The organism is Andreprevotia lacus DSM 23236, assembly GCF_900176275.1.
GTDB lineage: Bacteria > Pseudomonadota > Gammaproteobacteria > Burkholderiales > Chitinibacteraceae > Andreprevotia > Andreprevotia lacus.
Genome location: NZ_FWXD01000018.1, coordinates 53022 through 73000 on the forward strand (window position 1 = coordinate 53022; position 19979 = coordinate 73000).

The 19979-nt window shown below is 61.4% G+C and carries 19 protein-coding genes; 5 read left to right on the forward strand and 14 right to left on the reverse strand.

The features are described 5' to 3' along the window. Positions 1-170 precede the first annotated feature (170 nt). The 6 genes from B9A19_RS14800 to B9A19_RS14825 form a co-directional block, all read right to left on the reverse strand. On the reverse strand, positions 171-2048 hold the full coding sequence (locus B9A19_RS14800) for a UvrD-helicase domain-containing protein (RefSeq protein WP_084091584.1): 1878 nt from the start codon (positions 2046-2048) through the stop codon (positions 171-173). A gap of 176 nt (positions 2049-2224) precedes the next feature. Continuing rightward, entirely contained in the window at positions 2225-2548 is a 324-nt protein-coding gene (locus tag B9A19_RS14805) for an H-NS histone family protein (RefSeq protein WP_084091585.1), read from the reverse strand. Positions 2549-2680: 132 nt separating this feature from the next. Further along, complete coding sequence (locus tag B9A19_RS14810; protein WP_084091586.1) at positions 2681-3634, reverse strand: hypothetical protein; 954 nt, start codon at positions 3632-3634, stop codon at positions 2681-2683. A 17-nt stretch (positions 3635-3651) separates the two neighbouring features. Beyond that, a complete protein-coding gene (locus tag B9A19_RS14815; RefSeq protein ID WP_139798872.1) occupies positions 3652-4413 on the reverse strand; it encodes a hypothetical protein in 762 nt (253 codons plus the stop codon). Positions 4414-4470: 57 nt separating this feature from the next. Continuing rightward, positions 4471-5178, reverse strand: a complete 708-nt coding sequence (locus tag B9A19_RS14820) for an RDD family protein (protein WP_084091588.1) — start codon at positions 5176-5178, stop codon at positions 4471-4473. Positions 5179-5188: 10 nt separating this feature from the next. After that, positions 5189-5662 carry a hypothetical protein gene (locus tag B9A19_RS14825; protein WP_139798873.1) on the reverse strand — a complete coding sequence of 158 codons (474 nt, stop codon included), beginning with the start codon at positions 5660-5662 and terminating at the stop codon, positions 5189-5191. Between the two features lie 128 nt (positions 5663-5790). Here B9A19_RS14825 and B9A19_RS14830 point away from each other — a divergent pair, with 128 nt between their 5' ends. After that, complete coding sequence (locus B9A19_RS14830) at positions 5791-6024, forward strand: helix-turn-helix domain-containing protein (protein ID WP_084091590.1); 234 nt, start codon at positions 5791-5793, stop codon at positions 6022-6024. 342 nt (positions 6025-6366) lie between these two features. On the opposite strand, the gene B9A19_RS14835 is transcribed toward B9A19_RS14830, so the two are convergent. Together B9A19_RS14835 and B9A19_RS14840 are read right to left on the reverse strand one after the other, a co-directional pair. After that, complete coding sequence (locus tag B9A19_RS14835) at positions 6367-7326, reverse strand: AAA family ATPase (RefSeq protein ID WP_176216956.1); 960 nt, start codon at positions 7324-7326, stop codon at positions 6367-6369. Between the two features lie 214 nt (positions 7327-7540). Further along, positions 7541-8821, reverse strand: a complete 1281-nt coding sequence (locus tag B9A19_RS14840; RefSeq protein ID WP_139798874.1) for a hypothetical protein — start codon at positions 8819-8821, stop codon at positions 7541-7543. Positions 8822-9107: 286 nt separating this feature from the next. On the opposite strand from B9A19_RS14840, the gene B9A19_RS14850 reads away from it, so the two are divergent. The 4 genes from B9A19_RS14850 to B9A19_RS14860 all read left to right on the forward strand — a co-directional run bounded on the left by B9A19_RS14850 (position 9108) and on the right by B9A19_RS14860 (position 12695). After that, a complete protein-coding gene (locus B9A19_RS14850; protein WP_217807079.1) occupies positions 9108-9350 on the forward strand; it encodes a helix-turn-helix domain-containing protein in 243 nt (80 codons plus the stop codon). Positions 9351-9729: 379 nt separating this feature from the next. Continuing rightward, positions 9730-9921 (forward strand): DUF6538 domain-containing protein, encoded by a 192-nt coding sequence (locus tag B9A19_RS23465; RefSeq protein ID WP_373278023.1) that lies wholly within the window; start codon positions 9730-9732, stop codon positions 9919-9921. Between the two features lie 127 nt (positions 9922-10048). After that, the gene (gene murQ, locus B9A19_RS14855; protein WP_084091595.1) at positions 10049-10945 is read left to right on the forward strand and encodes an N-acetylmuramic acid 6-phosphate etherase; all 897 of its coding nucleotides are present in this window, start codon (positions 10049-10051) and stop codon (positions 10943-10945) included. Positions 10946-11030: 85 nt separating this feature from the next. Beyond that, positions 11031-12695 carry a right-handed parallel beta-helix repeat-containing protein gene (locus B9A19_RS14860; protein ID WP_084091596.1) on the forward strand — a complete coding sequence of 555 codons (1665 nt, stop codon included), beginning with the start codon at positions 11031-11033 and terminating at the stop codon, positions 12693-12695. 98 nt (positions 12696-12793) lie between these two features. Here B9A19_RS14860 and B9A19_RS23340 read toward each other — a convergent pair whose 3' ends face one another. The 6 genes from B9A19_RS23340 to B9A19_RS14890 all read right to left on the reverse strand — a co-directional run bounded on the left by B9A19_RS23340 (position 12794) and on the right by B9A19_RS14890 (position 19477). Beyond that, positions 12794-13597, reverse strand: coding sequence for a GntR family transcriptional regulator (locus B9A19_RS23340; protein WP_084091597.1), 804 nt, complete (start codon positions 13595-13597; stop codon positions 12794-12796). A gap of 43 nt (positions 13598-13640) precedes the next feature. After that, the gene (locus tag B9A19_RS14870; RefSeq protein ID WP_084091598.1) at positions 13641-15143 is read right to left on the reverse strand and encodes a PTS transporter subunit EIIC; all 1503 of its coding nucleotides are present in this window, start codon (positions 15141-15143) and stop codon (positions 13641-13643) included. A gap of 125 nt (positions 15144-15268) precedes the next feature. Then, on the reverse strand, positions 15269-15670 hold the full coding sequence (locus tag B9A19_RS14875; RefSeq protein ID WP_084091599.1) for an ExbD/TolR family protein: 402 nt from the start codon (positions 15668-15670) through the stop codon (positions 15269-15271). Then, positions 15670-16335, reverse strand: a complete 666-nt coding sequence (locus B9A19_RS23345; RefSeq protein ID WP_084091601.1) for a MotA/TolQ/ExbB proton channel family protein — start codon at positions 16333-16335, stop codon at positions 15670-15672. Before B9A19_RS23345 ends, B9A19_RS14875 begins: the two co-directional genes overlap by 1 nt. A 37-nt stretch (positions 16336-16372) precedes the next feature. After that, on the reverse strand, positions 16373-17026 hold the full coding sequence (locus B9A19_RS14885) for an energy transducer TonB (protein WP_139798875.1): 654 nt from the start codon (positions 17024-17026) through the stop codon (positions 16373-16375). Positions 17027-17149: 123 nt separating this feature from the next. Next, positions 17150-19477 (reverse strand): TonB-dependent receptor, encoded by a 2328-nt coding sequence (locus B9A19_RS14890; RefSeq protein WP_084091605.1) that lies wholly within the window; start codon positions 19475-19477, stop codon positions 17150-17152. Positions 19478-19979 lie beyond the last annotated feature (502 nt).

Here is a 19979-nt window from a genome sequence, read left to right on the forward strand (position 1 = left end):
ATGCGTTATGCGCCACAGCGCCATTGCACAACGTGTCCAGCTACTTACGCGAAAGTTTAGGAGTTGGCGGACTTTTTTTGTGAGGACACATCGGAGCGCGGTTAGACTCTTTTGCATCAGCGTGATGGCTGATCGCTTCGCACCCAGTGACCTTCTTACACACTCGCCTTCTAGCAATAAATCCTGACACGCGCCCGGGAGCACGCCACATACCGCTCCCGGCGCTCCAGCAAGGTCTGGTTGCGATTCGTACTCCAGGCCAGCGGTGGCATGATGACCACCCGCCACTCCATGCCCTTGGCCTGCAGCACCGAGGACACCAGGATTTTCTGGACGCCACGCCCCAACATGCTGCGCTCGCGCAGCAGATCCAGTTCCGCCACGAATCCGTCGCCGCCCAGTTCGCTCAGGCGGTGCGTGGCATCCATGAGCAAGAAGTCGGCCCCCTGCCTGGATGCCTGGGTCACGGCGCGGTCTTGCAGGTATTTCAACACTGCTAGTCGCTGTAGTGTCGTATCCAGCGCAGTCATGGAGAGAGGCAAATCGGTGCTGATGCCGAGCTTCTTGCGCAGCAAGGCCAGCACATCGGAGACAGCGTCCAGCCGATAGGTCAGTTCATGGCTTTGCCCGCGTTGCGTGCCGTGCTGGTCAATCAACATGTCTTCGAGTTGCCGCAATTCCATGGTGCTGAGTTTCAGCCCTGGCTGCTGGATGAATACCCCCAGCGCCAGCGCATCGCCAATGCTGAGCGGCGTGCTTGCCCAGCCGGCAAGCCGGGCGATGATGCGCATGATCTGCATCACATCGACCAGGTCACAGCGGGGCATGCCGGGGCCCGCTTGCACCGGGATACCCGCCAGCAGCAGCCCACGCATGACGGGGATGGCTTGTTCGGCCGCTGGGGTCAGTATGGCAATCGGCTGTTCCCCGTCATTGAGGTCTTCTTGCTCGGCCCGCGCCAACAACTCGCGGCATAGCAAGGGCAAGGAATACGGCAGCGCAAGCGGGATATACGCGCTCTTGTGCGTAGCTGCCCGCAGTCCGGTGTCCTGTTCTTCCGCCAGCGCCAGTTGCGTCTCGACCAAACGGGCGATTTCCCTGCCATAGCGATAACTGCGCGTCAGGCTCAATACGTTTTCGGTTTGACTGGAAAGCCGCGTCACGGCGTTGAAAGGGCCAATGCCACGGAACTCGAAGATATCCTGTGCCGGGTCGCCCATGGCGATGACCGATACGCCGTAATCAATCATCGCTTTGATGATCTGGAAATGCGCGGCCTTGGTGTCGTGGAATTCATCCACCAGCACGACATCGACTTTGCTTTCCCGGCACCAGCGGCCTATCGCATCTGGCTCACGAGCCAGGTCATAAGCGGCATCGCCCCGGCCGAGATAGGTAGCATCACGGCGGCAGTTTTCATAGCGGCAGAATAGAGAGAAGGCGTAGGCTGGCAAATGCAATCCACGCAGCGCATCGTGGATATCGGCTTCGTCTTCGTCCGAGAGTTCGCCGTTGATGTCCAGCCATTTGAACGGGGCGTCTTCGAAGGTCAGGCTGATCTTCAGATTGCTGATCAATTCAAGATAGAAACGCAGATCATCATCCCGCGCCGGCAGCAATTCATGTTCGTCGGTTGCGGCATAGCGTTCGTTCAGTGCGGTCACGGCCAGACGCATGGTGGCCTTGGCCGCTTCGGGATCGTCCAGCCGGGCATTGATCTTGCCGCCCTCCCACCGTTTAAGGAGGGAGTGATCCTTGAGGCAGGTCAGCACGAACGATTCGATGCTGACGCATTCCGGCAAGCTCGCGTTCGGGCCAAACATGGCCTGCTGCTTGTCGTTGAAGCGTTGCACACCGCGCCGGGAGAACGCCATCGGCAGCACCTTGAGCCCCTGCCCGGCCAGCTGCTGCTGGCAGAGCAGCAAAGCGGTGGTTTTGCCGGTGCCGGCCCGCCCGTGCACCACGATGGCCGCGTTCATGTCACGACGAAGGCCGGCACATGCATCCAGCAGCACCTGCAGCTCGTCGGTGATCTTGATGTCGCTCATGCGGTTCTCTTCCTGCTGTTTTCGTTGAGATATCCAGGTCAGCAGGCATCAGCACCAATCCCAACATGGGGTTGCGCCGATGCTGGCATCGTGATGCCACAGCGCAGGAAGAGACAGGCCGATCTGAGCAAACCCGGATACTCGCCGGGCCGCTCTGGTCACACGCTCAATGCAAATTAAATCTTGAGCGTATCCAGCTCGCCACCATTGGCAAGGAAATCAATGACCCATTGCGGTTTACGGCCGCGGCCCGTCCAGGTCTGGCTGGCATCTGCCGGGTTCTTGTATTGCGCAGCCCCGGCAGTTTTGGGCTTGTTGCCCTTGCCTGCCGGCGCGGCGCCAAGCAATTCATGCAGATCAAAGCCGCGATCCTGGGCCAGCTGGCGCAGCGCAAGCAGCGTGTCGTGCTTGTCAGTAACCTGCTTACGTGCGATCTGTGCAGTGACTTCCTTTTGCAGTGCATACAGCTCAGGCAAGGTGTATTGGGACAAATCAGCCATGGTCGTTTCCTGTTATTCAGATATGGGCTCGCTTCATGCCGGGCGGGAATGAATTCAGGATAACGGATTCTGCCGGAATTGTCGGTGGCTGGTATCCAGATTGGAATCCGGCAATCAATGGCTGCATCTATCCTAATCCACCCACTCCCCATCCACATTGATCAAATGGCAGGTGCCTTTCGAACCGGCGTATTGACGACGGCATTGCGTCAAGACCTGGTCTTCGGCTTCCTTGCGACTGGCAAAGCCGGCATCCCAGTAGTACGCACCCTGGCCATATTTGTAGGCAAAGGCCTTGTGTCCGCCGGCGTAGCGGTAGCCATGGGTGAATTGCGATACCGCTGCGCCCCAGTGCTCGGTGATGGTTTCAATCCGTGTCATGTCCTTGAGCTCGAAATAGGGTTGTTCCGGTGCGCCGATAGCGTCCAGTCCCTGGCCGTTGATATCGAGCACTTCACAGCCGTCCGGTTTGCCGGTCTGGCTGCGGCACCATTGGGCCGCAACGTCGTTCAGGCGTTGGGCATCGCGGATGTCGTACCAGTTTTGCCAGGCGCCGCCCGGTGCACGCATGAACAGGCGGTGGTTGGCATGATGGCTGTAGCGGTAGAGGAAGGAACCCAGGGCAGCTTTGTTGTTGCCGAACAGGTCGATCGCATGTTGGGGTTTCTGGACCGTGAGCTGGATCGTTTCGTGAGGCGGTAGTTGCAGCGCTTGTGGCTCACCATCAATGTCGATGAGTTCGCACGGTCGTGCCCAGGCGCCACGTTCGCGCTCGCACTGGTCTTTGGCACGGGCGATGGCGGCCTGGCGAGTCTCGGCGCCGACGGCATAGCCCGCGGCAAAATCCACCGACAGCACGAAGGCTTTGTGCCGATGCAGGCCGGTTGGCGCCGGCAGATAGATATTGCGGTAACCGTCCAGGGTGTCTTGCTGACCGGTGCGGATCGGCAGCGGAATACTGTTGTTGCTTGCGGTGTCGGGCGCACTGGCCGTGTCGCTGGCCGGCCCGGCCAGGGCCGGACCGAGTGACAAGACCAGCAGTCCGCCGGGGATGAGTCTGGTGAAGTGCGTGGCGAGGTGCGTCATGTATGGCCCTCCCCGCCTCAAGGCAGATCCGGCACGGTCTGCAGCGTGCCCTCAGTGCGGGCGGCAAGCATGGCGGCCGACATCTGGATGGTCCAGTTGGTGAGCTTGTCGGTCAGTGCACGGTGTTTGGCATCCAGATTGTCGAGATGCCAGCTGCTGTCCTTCCATTCGGCGGTTGCATCCGGGGCAAAGCCCAGTGCTTCCGGGTTGATGTTGTAGTAGGCCTTGACGATGCCACCGCGGTAGAAGTCTTCATAGCTTGGGTTCAGCGTGGTGGTGGGCAGGCTCAGACCCAGTGCCTTGATGTTCTTCCGTGCTTGTTCGTAATAGGCGCTGTCACCCTTGAGGAAGCCGGTCCAGTGATTCAGCTTGGCGCAATGGAAGAAGTTGCTGCCGCCGCTGGCGCCGTAGTTCTCGAAATACAGGATGGGCTTGTCCGGCTTGATGCAGGTGGTGGAGGACCATTTGATTTCGTTGCTGGACTGGCCAAGGTTGCCCCACAGGTTGGCCGTGGCCAGCAGGCGTTTGCCATCGGTCTTGATCAGGAGGACGGCACGCATTTCGTCGGTTTTGCGTTTGCTGCCGTTGTTGCTGAGGGTGATGTCATCCTGGCTCTGGGCGACGACTTGCCAGTCGCCGGCCGGTAGCGGGATCAGGTTGCGGCCGGCGTGCACCGGGCCGGTGACATGGTCACCGATCTTGAGCTGGGTGATGTCGGCATCGGCAAGGGCGGTGCCGGCGACGAGGAGCGACAACAACATCAGAGCGCGGGTGGGCATGGGGCTTCCTTATGGAGTGAGGAAATGGATTGAGCTGGATTGCGCTGAATCGGTGTTTCAGGCTCGCGCCGGGTCGCGGATCACGCAGGTGCCGGCGACCATGTCGTGCAGTGTTTGTTGTTTGGGGTTGAACAGCGCCCAGAAATAACCAAACCAGAGCAGCAGTGCCGAGGGCACCGACATCACGGCGCGCAGGAAGGCTTTGTCGTTACCGATGCGCTGTCCCTGCAGATCCACCACTTTGAGGCCAAGGACTTTTTGACCAAGGGTGGCCTGGTTGGGTGAGGCCATCAGCAGTGCGCTGTACAGCACCACGATGATCAGGCCACCGACCAGGGGCACGACCACCTCGCCGATGCCAAAGGGGATGGCGAGGATGATGCCGTCGAGCAGGCCGCCCAGCAGGCGGCTGGTGATGGGCGCCAGCTGCAGGGTTTGTGGTACTGCAGGGGCAATTGCCGGTGCGGCATCGGGGTTGATGAAGGTGGCCGCAGCTGGGGCTGGAACAGCAACAGGTGCTGCAACAGCCGGGGCCAACGGCGGCGGCGAGATGACTGGTGGCGCTGGTGGCTGCAACGGTGGTGGGACGTCGTTGGGTAGCAGTTTGCCGAGCTGGTCCCACTGCGCCATGCCGGCTTGCCAGTAGGGCGTCTGCTGATTGATGTGGCCTTGCCGCAGCAGTTCCTGAATCGCCTGCAGCGTGAACGGGCCATCTTGCGCACCATCAATGACGACAAAAATGGATTTCTCTTGGGTAGTGGTCATGACTTCGATCTCAATGCAGGTTCTTGAAGATCGACGGCAAGCTGCCGTCAAAGATGGTGACGCGGATCTGGCTCAAGGACGGGTTGTGCGGGTCATACCACTGCACGTCGTAAAGCACCTGCCCACTGCCGAGGATGCTGCTCACCTCTCCTTCGCAACGCCGTACCGTATGTGCCGGATCGACCGCAATCTCGCGGCTGCGGCGCAAGGACACCCCGGCAAACGGCACCGCGTTATTCACGAAGCGCACCAGCGAACCGAACTGCGCCACCATCTCCCCTTCCGTGATGGCCGATGAACACGACGGCAAAGTGGGCGGGCCGCCGGCCAGCGCCTGCAAGCGCTCGATCCAGCCGTAGGGCAAGACCAGGTTAGCAACCCAGAACAACAGCAGGCCGAGGAAGCCCAGGCCGAGCAGGCGCATGAGGATGGAGGGTTTGGGCCGGGAGAACTGAACCGGGTTGGGGGATGTAACGGTACTCATTGAACAAGATGCTCCTGTGATCCGCTGCCGAGGTGACCTCACCTGCTCAACAGCTCATTTTGCCCAATATATTATGAAGACGTACACAACGCCAGCACCGAACCTGCTTCTCCAGACAGGAGAAGCCGTTGGAAGCAGAAGAAGCATTCGGGATCGCGCTAAGGAAGCTGCGCAAGCAGCGGAAGTTGTCGCAGGAAAAGCTGGCGTTGGAAGCGGATGTGGAGCGGAACTACATCTCGTTGCTGGAGCTTGGGCGCAACAGCGCGAGCATCAAGGTGATTTTCAAGCTGGCGAAAGTGCTGGGTGTCCGGCCCAGTGAGCTGGTAGGGCTGGCTGAGGCTGAGCAGGCACAACACGGCTAGACTTGCAGCCACTTGCCAGGGTTGAGTAGCAAGAGGGAGTTGCAGGAACGCCTATTGGCTGGTCGAAATTGGCAGTCGAGGGCAGCTTCTCGGCCAAAGCTGCCATTTGGTAGCTCGTGCAAGCATGCCTGCTTCCGGCCAGAAGCGGACGGAGCTTCTTAGTGTCTGTCCGAAAGCAAACTTCACCGCAGTGAAACCGGACTGTGCATATCGCTCCGCCTCGTAGCTCGGTTTCACTTCTACAAGCACACGCTTCTACCTGAACCCGCCAACGGCAGCTATGCCCGACAAGCAGCCCAACATGGCATCTCTGCCCGTGAGCCAACCAAACAGCAACATTGGTCACCCCAAAAACCCCACCCCGCGCCGAGGCAGCATCTCAGCCTGAACCAACGGTAGTAGCGCTCCGCCCTGCTCCTTCAACTGCTGCGGGTCAGCGTATTGCGCAATCGCTGCAGCAATCCCCTGCGCCAGCCGCCGCCGCAGCGCTCTCAGGCTGACACAGCGGTCGATCAGGGCTGTTTCGGTTTCATCCGGCAGCTCGCTCATGAACAGCGTAGTCAGCCCTTCCTGGTTGAGCATCTGCGTGTACAGCATGCGCACCATGTCACGCCAAGCCGCTTCGGTGTGCGGCGGGCGCACAGAGCTCAACTGACATCTCGATAGCAGCGGTGCGCTGAGCAGGTTGACGTTGTTCGCGGTCAGGACGTACGAGCAATGGCTGACGTCGACCGGCACGCCGAGGTATTTGTCTTCGAAAGTTCGGGCGTTTTCTGGTTCGAGCAACATGAGCAAGATGTCGTTGGGCACCCCGTGTGATGAGGCACCTGATTTGTCGACTTCCTCGAACAGGATGAGCGGATTGGCGACCGGGCAATGCGCAAGGAATTGCACCAGCCGGCCCGGGGCCGCATTGCTCCAGTTGCGTGATGAGCCTGCCAGTTGCAGGGTGTCGGCGGTGCCAGCAAGCTGGAATTCCAGTTTGGGTAGTTCCAGGCAAGCAGCAAGTTGATGCATCAACCAGGATTTGCCGTTGCCCGGTTCACCACCCAGCAACAAGGGGCCGAGTTTTAAGGGGCGCTCCAGCACGACTTGCAGCTTGAGCTGTTCCAGCAGGTGCTGTACCACTGATTGAAGGTGGGGCAGATTGCCGAATGCCTGCTGCACGGCCTCGAAGTGCTGCGCCGTAGCCAGGACCAGTGGTTTGGGATCCGCGAGCTGCATCAGCCCTTCCCGCTGCTTGCGCCGTTCAATAGAGCTCTCGTCCTCAAAGCGCTGTTCCAATGCCTGGCGATTTGCCAAGGTCACCAGATTGCTTGTGGTTTCAGCGGGTGCATCGCTGGGTTGTTGAGCCGGGTTGGCGGCCTGGTCGGCCGGCGCACCAAAGCCTGTCGGCCGCTGTCCGGTGCGGGGAATGCTTGGCATCTCGCTAACGGGCAGTGCCTGAAACAGCGCATCGACGTGTGCGCGCTGCAAATCATCCGGACAGGTGGCGTATGGGACGACAAAGCGGGGGTTATGCGCCATGCCAACCTCCTGCAGTTTTGGTGAGGCCGATATGTGCATAGGCATGCAACATGACGGCGCGTAGTCGTTGTGCCAGCTCGTGGTAGTGCCAATGATGCTGTCCAGCCAAGGTATAGCGCGACATCAGGGTCAGTTCCCTGCCATTGCGCAGCACGACATGGCTACCGAGGCTGCTGCTGTAGTGCCAGCGGTTCATCAGGGTGGCAAATTCCGGCAGCTGCTCGCTTGGCCAGCAGGCGTCGCTGCGCACGTCCAGCTGTAACGTGGCTTCGGGATCGCACAAGTCATCCCCGACGGCCTCGCCACGCTGTTCGCGATCAACCCAGCGGAAATGCACATGCAGCACGGGTAAATTGAAGTCGATCGCCTCCAGCCGGACCAGGCGCTCGGCCCAGCACACCCGGGCGGTATAGCCTTCGTTGTCCAGCGCACTGTTGGCCAGGCGTGCAAACAACTCCATGGCGCCTTGCAATGGCATGACAGGGACCCTACCTGCCGCCTGGCCATTCATCACCATGGTCAGCACCGGATCGGACCAGAGCTGATCGTGTTCCAGCCAACGCTTGGTGCGTTGCAGATAATCGAACGTGGAGAGCAAGGCGGTTTGGCGGGCAGGTGCCGGCATGGCCAGCAGGTGCTTGATCAAGGACTGCGGCAGCGGGCGGATCTGCTGCTTATATGGCCAGAGTGCCTGCCATTCCGCTTCAAGCCGGGTAAGCGCCTGATCAACCGGGGCGATGCTGATGTATTGGTTGTCTGGCAACCACGCAGTCTCTGCAGCATCGCCACAAACGATCCAGACCTGATCATCGGTCTGGACTGAGGCCCAGCGCTGGGCAAGGACCTCGCGTTTGGGATGGGTGAAGAGCAGCACCCAGGGCGGGCCGGCATTCACCTCGACCGGCCATGCCGCATCACTGCCATCGCCGCGCATCACCACGCCGTGCAGCTTTGCACGGGCCACGCATTGCAGCAGTTGGTCCCGCACGTAGGCATCCCCTGCTGCCGGGCTCCAGTGCACGACCAAGGGAGACAAAATGACCTTGCGCTCGCGCATGCGGGCACGCATTTGCAGCAGGCTTTCCAGTGCGAGGCCATGGCGGGGGCGACTGAATTCCCGGTCACTTTCGCCATGGTGCAAGTCATCCTCAAAGTCGGGGGCAGGAGCCATATCGACATCGGGTTCGCCCTCCTCCTGCGATACCGGAGTGGGTACGAAGTCCTCATCCCCGTTCGGTTTGCGGGAGAGGCGAATGGTGCGGGTAGGCATTGCGTTATGCATGGCTCATTCCCCCTGTGCCTGGCGTTGGCCGGATGCTGGCAAGCGAATGCGCTTCACCTTGCCAAGCACCAAGCACACTCCAGCAACAACACTGCACGCGCGGCACGAGCAAGGCGGTTTTACGTCTGGACGGCCTGGCAGGGTATGAGCCATGGAGTTTCTCCAGCTAAAATGATGACATTCAAAGCGAACAAAAGTCCCCCGCAAGGGCTTTTTGTCATCTTAAACGACATTTTATTGTGGAAAATCTCATTTAACAAGCACAATTTTCATCTTGGATGAATTTTTTAATCTTGGAATAGCAATGATCAAATGCCATTTGTCCAAGTTCATGGGCGAGCGGAAGCTACGTGTGGCGGATGTTGCGAGGCTTACCGGCCTGCATCGCAACACGATTACGCTTTTGTATGACGAGACTGCAGCCCGCGTAGACATGGAAACGCTGGATAAGCTCTGCGAGCTGTTTGGGTGCAATGTCGGCGATCTGTTCGAGAAAGTTGCAGAACCGGAAGCATGAGGCATGGATCGACGCCCCAACACCATGCTTTCTGGGGAGGCGGCTTGAACCATGCACTCATTCAACCGAGCACTCTTTCGATGACGAGATACCCAAGCCCACTCCTATGATGTGGCCTAGCTATGGCTTAGGTCGTTCACCATATGCGTCTTAAACGCAACACAACGACGGGCTTTGGCGTAGCAATTCAGCTTAGGGGTACGTTTAGGGGTATCTAAAAAAGGAAGAAACCGGAAAACCTAGAGATAGCAACGGATACAGAAGTTTTTTCGACTCCCGCCGTCCCAAAAACCCCTTGATCTTCAAGGGGTTTTTTCTTTTCCGGTCACGGTACAACCGTTTTGCTACACAAGCAGCACTGGTAGCTCGGAAACGGGCCATGACACCTTCCTACCTCATCAAGCGCGGCAGCACACTGCATCTACGCCTTCGCGTACCCGCACGCCTGCGGCAATTGATCGGAAGACGGGAAATCACCCGGTCTATGAAGGCTGGAAATCAAAAAAAGCTATGCGTAAAGCAACTCCGCTCTGGCTACGATTCAAGGAAATTTTCGCGATGGATAGCATGACCTGCCCCCTGACCGCAGTTCGGCCCAGCTCTTTTTCATTCCAGCGCCTGCCTCAAAAATCAAACCATTTACATACCAATAAACAACCTGTTAAATTGCGGGCATACACAACAATGGAATGCCCGACATGCATCTGGAGCACCTGACCACCGAGCAATCCAACGGCTTTGCACGCCATCTGGATCAACTAGGCATCGACGAAGCATTGGCGCTGATGAACCGCGAAGATGCCTTTGTCGCCCCGCTGGTGGCGCGGGCCTTGCCCGAGATTGCGCAAGCGACGCGGGCAGTGGTGGCGGCGCTGCGTGCGGGTGGCAGGCTGATTTATGTTGGCGCTGGCAATAGCGGGCGTACCGGCTTTCTGGATGCGCTGGAATGCCAGCCCACCTTCAATACCCCGCCCACACAAGTGATCGGCCTGATTGCCGGTGGCTTTTCCGGCTTTGCCGATGCGGCAGAGGACGACGCCGAGCAAGGCGAAGCCGCACTGCGCGAGCTGACGCTGCAGGCTGGGGATATCGTAGTGGGGTTGTCGGCCAGCGGACGCACGCCCTACGTGCTGGGCGCGCTGGCCTATGCCCGACAGGTGGGCAGCCGCACCGTAGCCATCGCCTGCAATACCGGCAGCCAGATTGGCCAGCAGGCCGATGTGGTGGTCGAAGTCGATGTCGGCCCCGAGGTGCTGGCTGGCTCGACGCGGCTGAAAGCCGGCACAGCACAGAAAATGATCTGCAATATGCTCTCGACGGTGGCGATGACCGCGCTGGGCAAGGTCTACCGCAATTTGATGGTGGATGTGCAGGTCAACAACCACAAGCTGGCCAACCGCGCGCGCCGCATTGTCGAACAGGCAGCCGAAGTAACCCCCGAGGTGGCACAGCAGGCGCTGGAAGCGGCCGGCAACCGGCCCAAGATCGCCATCCTGATGCTGCTGGGCGGGCTCGGCCGCAGCGATGCCGAGGCACTGGAAATGCGCAGCGCCGGCTCCATCCACCACGCACTGCGGGAACTGGGCGCACAATGAACCCGTGTGCATGCACAGCTTGGCGTGCGCTGCGCCAGAACACCCTCACCGTCTCGTGTCCTTCCACTACACGAGATGACCCGAAATGCAGCATCGCACACTGCTCTGCCGCTGGCGCCCACGCCAGCTAGCTACCCTCGCCCCGCTCACCTTGCTGGCTGCCCTTGCCAGCCAGCATGCCGCCGCAGGCGATTATTACGTCGATTGCAGCAACACCACATCGGCCCAGACCGGCACGCTGAACGAGCCGTGGAATACGCTGGCGCAGGCCAATCAGCATTACTTTTTGCCGGGTGACAACCTGTGGTTCAAGCGCAGCAGCCTGTGCAGGGGCAGCTTCAAGCCGCAGGGCGCTGGCGCAGCCGGCAACCCGGTGCGGGTCGATGCCTATGGCAGCGGCGCCCTGCCCGAACTGGATGGCTACGGCGCCAATAGCACCGTATGGCTGCACAACCTGGCGTGGTGGGAACTGCGCCGGCTGTCCATCACCAACAGCGTGCAACCAGCCGGCGCGCAGGCGCAGGGCCAGCGTGGCGTCTATGTCACCCTGCAGGACTATGGCACCGGCAGCCACTACGTGCTGCAGCAACTCAATATTCACGACATTGCCGGCTATTACGACGAAACGGTAAAGAACTCGGGCAAGTATGCCTGCGCCAGCGGTGGCATCGTCATCGAGGCACTCTCTCCGGTCGGCACCGACCCGTGCACGATATCCAACGCCGCACTGCCGGCCAATACGCCGGCTGGCGTGCCCAGCAGCTTCGACGATGTGCTGATCGATGGCAATACGCTGAACAATGTGGCGCGGCAGGGCATATACAGCTGGTCGTACTGGCGGCGCCGGGCCGAGCTGGGCAACGCCTTCGGCGTATGGCCCAATGCGGGCAGCTGGGCGGGCTGGACCAATGTGCGCATCAGCAACAACCAGCTGGGCAATATCGGCAGCGACGGTATCCAGGTGACCAACAGCAGCGATGCACTGGTCGAACACAATGTGCTCAAGGGCTTTCATACCCGCGGCAAAACGGCGCAATACGCTGCCGGCATGTGGGCGGTGAACGCCGACCGCACCGTGTTCCGCTTCAACGAGGCATCGGGCGGGCAGACCACCATGGACGGCATGGCCTTCGACATCGACCACGCCACGCGCGATACCGTGTTCGAGTACAACTTCTCGCACGATAACCAGGGCGGTTTCCTGCTGTTGTGCAACAAGGACGGCGAGGTGCACGACGGCGGCATCGTGCGTTACAACATCAGCTACAACGACAGCTACCAGTTCATCAAAACCTGCGATGGGCCGGTCACCAACGTCAAGGTGTACAACAACACGGTCTACGTCCCCAGCGGCACCAAGCAGGCGCTGATCCTGTCCGCTGCACCGGCCAAACAGACCATCGCACTGCTGAACAACATCTTTACCCACGGCGGCAGCGCCAGCGAAGTGACGCTGGGGCAAGCCAAGAGCAGCACCTATCTGTGGGATCACAACCTCTTCTACAACTACAGCGCCATCCCGACCGATGCCTATGCGCTGACAACAGTACCGCTGCTCAATCACTGCAACAATCTACCCGCGCTGCAAAGCGGCAATGGCTACAAACTGCAGGCCGGCTCACCAGCAGCAGGCTCGGGGGTGAGCATTGCCAGCCCCGGCAGCCAGGACTATTACGGCAACCCGATTCCGCTCTCTGGCGTCAACCGTGGCGCGTATCAGGGGTCGGCGCAGGCTTGCACCACGAGCTGATGCACCACCAGCCAGGGCAGCCGCCCCGGCTGGCAACGCAAAAAGCCGGCCCGAAGGGCCGGCGCTGTCTGCAGGCAGGGCCACCGGGCCCGGCCTGCTCAATAAGACATATTGATGTGCTCTGCCGCCGTCACCGACAGATAGTCGTAACGGTCACCGCGATACACCGAGCGGGTCAGCTCGATCGGCCGGCCCTCGTTGGAGAACGAGCGCCGTTCTATGCTGAGCACCGCATCCAGCGGGTTGATGGCCAGCAGCCCGGCATCGGCTACCGAGGCCAGCTGCGCACGCAGCCGCTGCATCGCCCGTGCCGGGCGCACATCGACGGCGCGCAGTGCGTCGTACAACGACTCGCCGAAATCCAGATTGTTGCCCAGCAGCGCAGCCGAGATCACCGCACGCTCCACCGCCATCGGCGTGCCATCGGCCGTGCGCACGCGGTCCAGCCGCATTACCGGCTGATCGGGCAGCAAGTTGAGCGCCAGCGACTCTTCCGGTGTCGGCCAGCCCAGTTCGCGGCGTATCCAGAACGAACCCGGCGTATGGCCGCGCTGGCGCATGTCATCAGAAAAACTGCTGATGATGGCCAGTGGCTGCTCGACCCGGCTGGCGACAAAAGTGCCGGCACCCTGCCGTGACTCGATCAGCCCTTGTTGCGTCAGCAATTCCAGCGCGCGGCGCACGGTATCTCGCGATACCTTGAACTGCTGCGCCATTTCACGCTCGGGCGGAAAGCACTCACCCGCGGCGAGCTGGCCATCGACGATGGCCTGGCGCAGCCGGTTGGCCAGGCGCTGGTAGGTAGACTGCCGACCGGCGGTTTGCGGCGCATGCAGCTCGGCCACATCGGCCTCGTCGAACAGGCTGCTGACGGTGGCCGCCTGAGGGGAAAACTCACTCATCACACCTTCCTGTTGTTAGTGCTGTCAGTCTGCGTCACGCGGATCAGGCCGCCTGCGCCACGCCGGATGGGCGCAATCCGTCACCCGGCGCCTGGGGCTTGTCGGTCTGTGCGGCGCCGTATTGTTCCAGATGCTCGCGACTCAGGCCGAAGAACCAGGTAAACGTGAACCCGGCCAGATAGGCCACAGCAGCCGCTGTCACATAGCCTGCCACACTGGCGGGAATGCCCAGTGGCCCGGTCACCAGCGGAATCAGCATCAGATTGGCCGGGCCGATGGTCGAGGCACCGATGAAATGCCCCTGGCTGGCATACCAGCCCAGCACCAGCGCACCCACGCCGCCACCCAGCGACGCAGTGAAAAATGGCCGGCCCAGCGGCAGGGTCACGCCATACAGCAGCGGCTCGCCCACGCCCATCATGCAGATGGGCAGCGCGGTGCGGATCACCCGGCGGATTTCCTCGCTTTTGAGGCGGAAGTATACCGCAATGGCCGCACCGGCATGGCCGCAGCCGGCCATGGCCAGAATGGGGAACAGCGCGGTATAGCCGTACTGGCTGATCAGCTCGGCATGAATGGGAATCAACGCCTGATGCAAGCCGAACATCAACAGGCTCAGGAAGGACAGCGCCAGTGCAAACGCTGCCGGCATGCCACCATGATGCAGCAGCGCCGTGGCGGCCTTGCCCACCTGTACCGACAACACACCGGCTACCGGCATGATGACGAAGAGCACCGCCAGCCCGGTCAGCAACAGCGCCAGCGTGGGGGTGACGATGGTATCGAGTGCGGCCGGAATGCGCGCCCTGATACGCCGCTCCAGAAAGGCCAGCAAGGCTGCCGCAAACAGCGCCCCCATCAAGCCACCCTGCCCCGGCTTGAGCGCCACCTCGCCCAGCAGCGGCAAGCTAAAGGCCGGGAAATCCTTCAGCGCCGGCAGCAAAATGATGCCCGCCACCGCACCGCCCAGTGCCGGCGTACCGCCGAACTCGCGCGCGGTGTTGATGCCGGCCTGCACCAGCAGAAAGGCAAAGAAGGCCGAGCCGATCAGCGAGGTCACCGACGCCAGGGTCAGCAGCCATGGCAGCTGTGCACCCAAGGGGCCGGCCAGCACGCTCTTGGCAATGCCCGATACCGCGTTGATGAAACCGGCACCGATCAGCGCAGGAATCATCGGCACGAAGATGCTGCTGATGCGGCGCAAAAACTGCTTGAACGGCGTCTGGTTACGTTGTTTGTGGTTCTGGCGCAGCGTGGCGCCTTGCTCGGCCAGCGTGGTCGGGCTGACCGCCTTGAGCTGCCGGGCAAAATGCTCGCTCACCGGCGTGACCACGCCCGGGCCAAGGATGATTTGCAGCGTTTCGGCGCTCACCACGCCATGCACGCCCGGCAGCGCCTTGAGCGCGGCCAGATCGGCACGCTCCGGCGCATGCAGCGTAACGCGCAAGCGTGTCATGCAATGGGTGTGGTCAGCCACGTTGGCGGCACCACCAAGATATTTGAGCAGCGCAGCGGCCAGCGCGGCGCGGGTATCGGTCTGGGTCATTGCTTCAATCTCTGGATGACTGTTGGCACGCCCGTTCAGGGCTGTCGCAGTAGCCGGCATGGTGCAGGCAAGCAGCGGGCGTGGCAACAATTGGACTGGAATTGGTTTTTATATGCATATACCAATCAGGGTTCGGTCACGACGGCCACGTGGCTGACACCGGCATGGCCGACCTCGGCCAGCAGCTTTGCGACCAGGCCATAGCGCACGCTGTCGTCGGCACGCACCTGCACCACCAGCGCCGGGTCGGCCGCCAGCAGCGGCTTGACCAGCTGCGCCAGCGCAGCCGGGGCAACTTCCTGCCGCTCCTTGTACCAGCGGCCCTGGGCATCGACGGTCAGCACCAGTGGCGGCTTTTGCTCGGGTCTGGCAGTAGCCACGGTCTTGGGCAGCTGCACCGGCACGACATTGTTGAGCAGCGGTGCTGTCACGATGAACGCCACCAGCAGCACCAGCATCACGTCCACCAGCGGGGTGATGTTGATTTCCGCCAGCACCTCGTCGCGATCATTGCTGGAGAACGCCATCAGGCCGCCTCCGCCCGCTGCGGCAACGCAAAGCGTGCGCGCTGGGCCAGATTGACGAAATCGGTGGCGAATTCGTCCAGATCCGCCCCCACCAGCTTGAGCCGGCGCAAGAAATAGTTGTAGGCCAGCACCGCCGGTACGGCGACGGCAATGCCCACGCCGGTGGCCACCAGCGCCTCGCCGATCGGGCCGGCCACCACGTCTATGCTGGCCGAGCCCGCCGCGCTGATGCCTTTCAGCGCGTGCATGATGCCGAACACGGTGCCGAACAAGCCCACGAATGGCGCAGTGCTGCCTATGCTGGCCAGCAGCGACAAACCGCCCTCCAGCGCGCGCCGCTCCTTGTGGATTTGCTGGCGCAAATGGCGCTCCAGCGCATCCTGCCTGTCCCAGCTGTGCGCCAGATCATGCGGGGCATCGGCCTCGCCCAGCGCGCCAAAACCGGTGCGGGCCAGCCGGGGCAATGGGCCGTCGGCCGGCCAGTCCTGCTGCGCAGCGGCAGGCAGATCGGCCGCATGCCAGAAGCGCTGCAAAAAGCGCTTGCTGCTGCCGCCCAGCTTGAAGTGTTGCCACGCCTTGAGCAGGATCACGCTCCAGGTCAGCACGGAAAACAAACCCAGCAGCCAGAGCGAGCCGGGCACTACCCATACGGTGATGTCGTTCATGTGTTGTCTCTTGATGGTTGAATCATGTTGCGATCGGCTAGCTGGCCAGCTTGAATACGATGGGCACACTGGCCCAGCCATCGACCGGTGCATCACCGCGCCGCGCCGGATTGAACAGCCAGCGTTTCACCGTCTGCACCGCCGCGTCGTCGAGCACCTTGCGGCCAGAGCCGCTTTGCACCTCCACGCTGTCGGGCCGGCCGTCCGCCAGCACGCGCACCCTCAGCAGCACCGTGCCTTCCCAGCCTTGCTCCAGCGCCACCGGCGGATAGCGCGGCGGCGGGTTGTTGCGGTAGCCGGCGCGGCCATAGGCAGCGGTTTCGGCCGGGGCCTCGCTGCTCTTCGCAGCCACTGGCACTTCGGCACGTGGCGTGCTGTCCACGGGCACAACAGGGGACAACTCGGCATGGCTGTCGGCCACTGCAGCCGGCGCAGGTACACTGCGCGGCGCTAGCGCTGCTGCCGGTACAGGAGCACGTGGCGCAGCCGGAGCCTTGGCGGATTGCGGTAGTGGTGCTGGCGGCTTGATTGCTTTCTGCTGCAGCGGCTCGGGTGGTTTGACCACCTCGATCACCAGCGGCCTGGGCGGTGCCGGCACAGCCAGTGGCAGCGGGGTTGCCGCCGGCAAGGCTAGCCAGACAGCCGCGTGCATGGCCAGCACCAGCCCCCCAAGGGGCAGCCAGCGCGGCACACGGCTATCCGGCACGGCGGGCTGTGGCGTCGGTACCGGCGGTGGCAAAACCACTGCCGAACCGCTTGGCAGCCGCCGTCTGCGCCCGTAGGCAAGACTGAGCTCAGACACAATGTGGCGCCCTTAGAACTCGACCTTCAAGGTCGTACCCAAGGTGCGCGGCTGGCCGGCCGAGCCTGCGTACAAACCGCCGCCTATGCCTTGCGAACCGGCCGCCAGGTAGTAACGCGTATCGAGCAGGTTCTTGGCCCACAGCGACAGCTCCCAACCGTGACCGGCATATTTGCCACGCCAGCCGGTGGCCACGTTGAGCAAGCCATAGGCCGGAATGCGCGAGTATTCCGAATCGCTCAGATCGCCATAACTTGCCGAGCGCCAGGCATAGCCGGCATTCACGTACTGGGTGATGCCGTCGAATGGCGACCACTCGTAGCGACCGCTGAGGTTGAAGATCCAGCGCGGCGCGCCATTGAGCGCAAAGCCAGACAGATCGCAGGTGGTCGCACCGGTTGCCGCCACTTCGGCACGGCACGGCGCCTTGGTGAACGAGCGGTAGTGCGCATCGTTGTACGAGCCATTGAGCGATAGCGACCAGCCCGTTGCCGGCTTGGCCTGCACTTCGAATTCCACGCCCCTGGTTTCCACATCGCCGGCATTGGTCAGCGCCGACACCGGCAAACCGGTGGCCGGGTTGATCAGATAGGTATTGGTCTGGTAGCCGGTGATGCGGGTCCAGAACAGGTTGGCGTTGACGAACAGGCGACGGTCCAGCCAGTCGCTCTTGAAGCCGATTTCCAGGCTGTTGGCTTTTTCCGGATCGACGCGCAGCGAATCGGCGCCCAGCGCCGGGCCACTGCCCACGCCGTTGATGTTGTAACCGGCTGATTTCTCGCCATGCGATACCGAGGCATAAGCCAGCAAGGACGGTGTGACACGGTAAGCGGCACTCAGCAGCGCGGACGGCGCCAGCAGGTTGTCCTGCAGCGTGCCCGAATCCCAGCGGCCCAGTGCCGCCTGCGTCAGCGCGGTGCCGCCGATGGGCGCGTCGCGATAGGTGCGTGCAGACTTCTGTTCATAGGTCAGCCGCAGGCCGGCGGTCAGGTCCAGCTGCGGCGTGGCGTGATAGACGCCCTGCCCGAACAGTGCATAGCTGTCAGTAGTGGCCTCGCCATGTGTCCAGCTGGTGGCGTTGTTGAAACGGCCAGCCGGGGTCAGGTACACCGCATCGGCCTTGGGGCCGTAGATATTGAACACGTCGTTGCTGGCTTGCTGGCGGAAATAGAAGCCCCCCAGCACATAGTCGAAATGCTCGCCCTTGGGCGAAGCCAGCCGCAGCTCTTGCGAAAACTGCTTGTCGTCGGCATTGGCACCGTTATCGAGCACGCCGGCGATATTGCTGAAATCCACGTCGTTGTGCGGACGGAAGTGCCAGTCGCGCACGGAAGTGATCGAGGTGAGCTTGTAGTCACCCAGCTGCCAGTTGGCCTCGGCCGACAAGCCGCCCTGGTGCACACGCACACCCTGCGGGCCATCGACGTTCACCGTGTAGTCATCCGGGTTGCGCGGGATATTGGTCGCGCCGGCATCACTCACCAGCTGCACAAAGGTTTTCTTGCCTGCCGCCACCGGACCGAAGCCATAGGGCACCAGCGTGCCGGTGGTGCTGTCTTCATCGTGATAATCACCGATCAGGCGCAGGCTGAAATCCTCGGTGGGCACGTACAGCAACTGGGCGCGCACACCGCTGCGGTCTATGCCGTTGAAACTGCGGTCGTCGTGCAGGTTCTGCAGCCAGCCATCGTCGTGCGTCTTGTAGGTGCCGACACTGACGGCAACGGTATCGGTCAGCCCACCGGTGGCCGTCGCCTGATACTGCTGATAGCCGCGATTGCCCAACGATACGGATACGCTGCCGCCGTTATGGAAGCTGGGTTTACGGGTACCGATGTTGAGCACGCCCGCCGTCGTGTTCTTGCCGAACAGCGTGCCTTGCGGGCCACGCAACAGATCAAGCTGTTCGATATCCAGCAGATCGGTGACCGCCATGCCCGGCCGGCCATAGAACACATTGTCGATCACGATGCCGACGCTGGATTCCAGCCCTTCATTGGCCGGGTTGTTGCCGATGCCGCGCACCGCCAGGCTGGATTGCCGCGCATGGTTGAATGCTGCATTGGTGCTGGGCAGCGCCTGCTGCAGGTCCTGCACTTGATACAGATGTCGCTCCTGCAGATCCTGCCCTTTCAGCACCGTGATCGGTGCCGGCACGTCCTGCACGTTTTCACTGCGGCGGCGTGCCGTAACGGTCACGGTGTCCAGCGTATTGCCATCGTCCCCCGCCGCCGGTGCTGCCGCCAGCGCTGGCCACGCCACCGCCCATGCTACGGCTGCGGCAAGCAGACGATGCCGGTATGGCGGTTGATACACATTGTTGGTTTGCTGCTGTTTCATGCTGCCCCCGCAGGAATGTCGATCATCAAGTCAATCCGCCCACCAAGCTTGCCGGTGGCCGATACGATGGGCGCATTCTCACAGGTACGAAATTGGTATGCAACAGGTATTTTGAGAATTCGTCTATAAAAACCAGTCAATAGATCAATAACAAGCGGACGCACTTCAGTTCCAACAGCAAAACAAGAGACAAAAATTCAAACAAATCAACAATAAATAACAAAACAAGCCTTTACATACCAATATCAGCCAGGTACTGGCAATCTGGCGTTGTGAGGCCGATTGGATACCAATAACCAAACCAATCCATACCAAAAGCGGCACCACCTCGTCCAGCCCTTGCGCTGGCACACCCCCGGCTAGCCGATCGGGGCGCTTCAACCGCACCGCCCGGTAACACGCCTCAGCTTCAAATAACTGATGGCGATAAACATCATTTTCTTTATTCTTTTACATTGAACAAGGGGCTTTTTATGCTTCTCCTACGTTTTTGCCGTTTGGA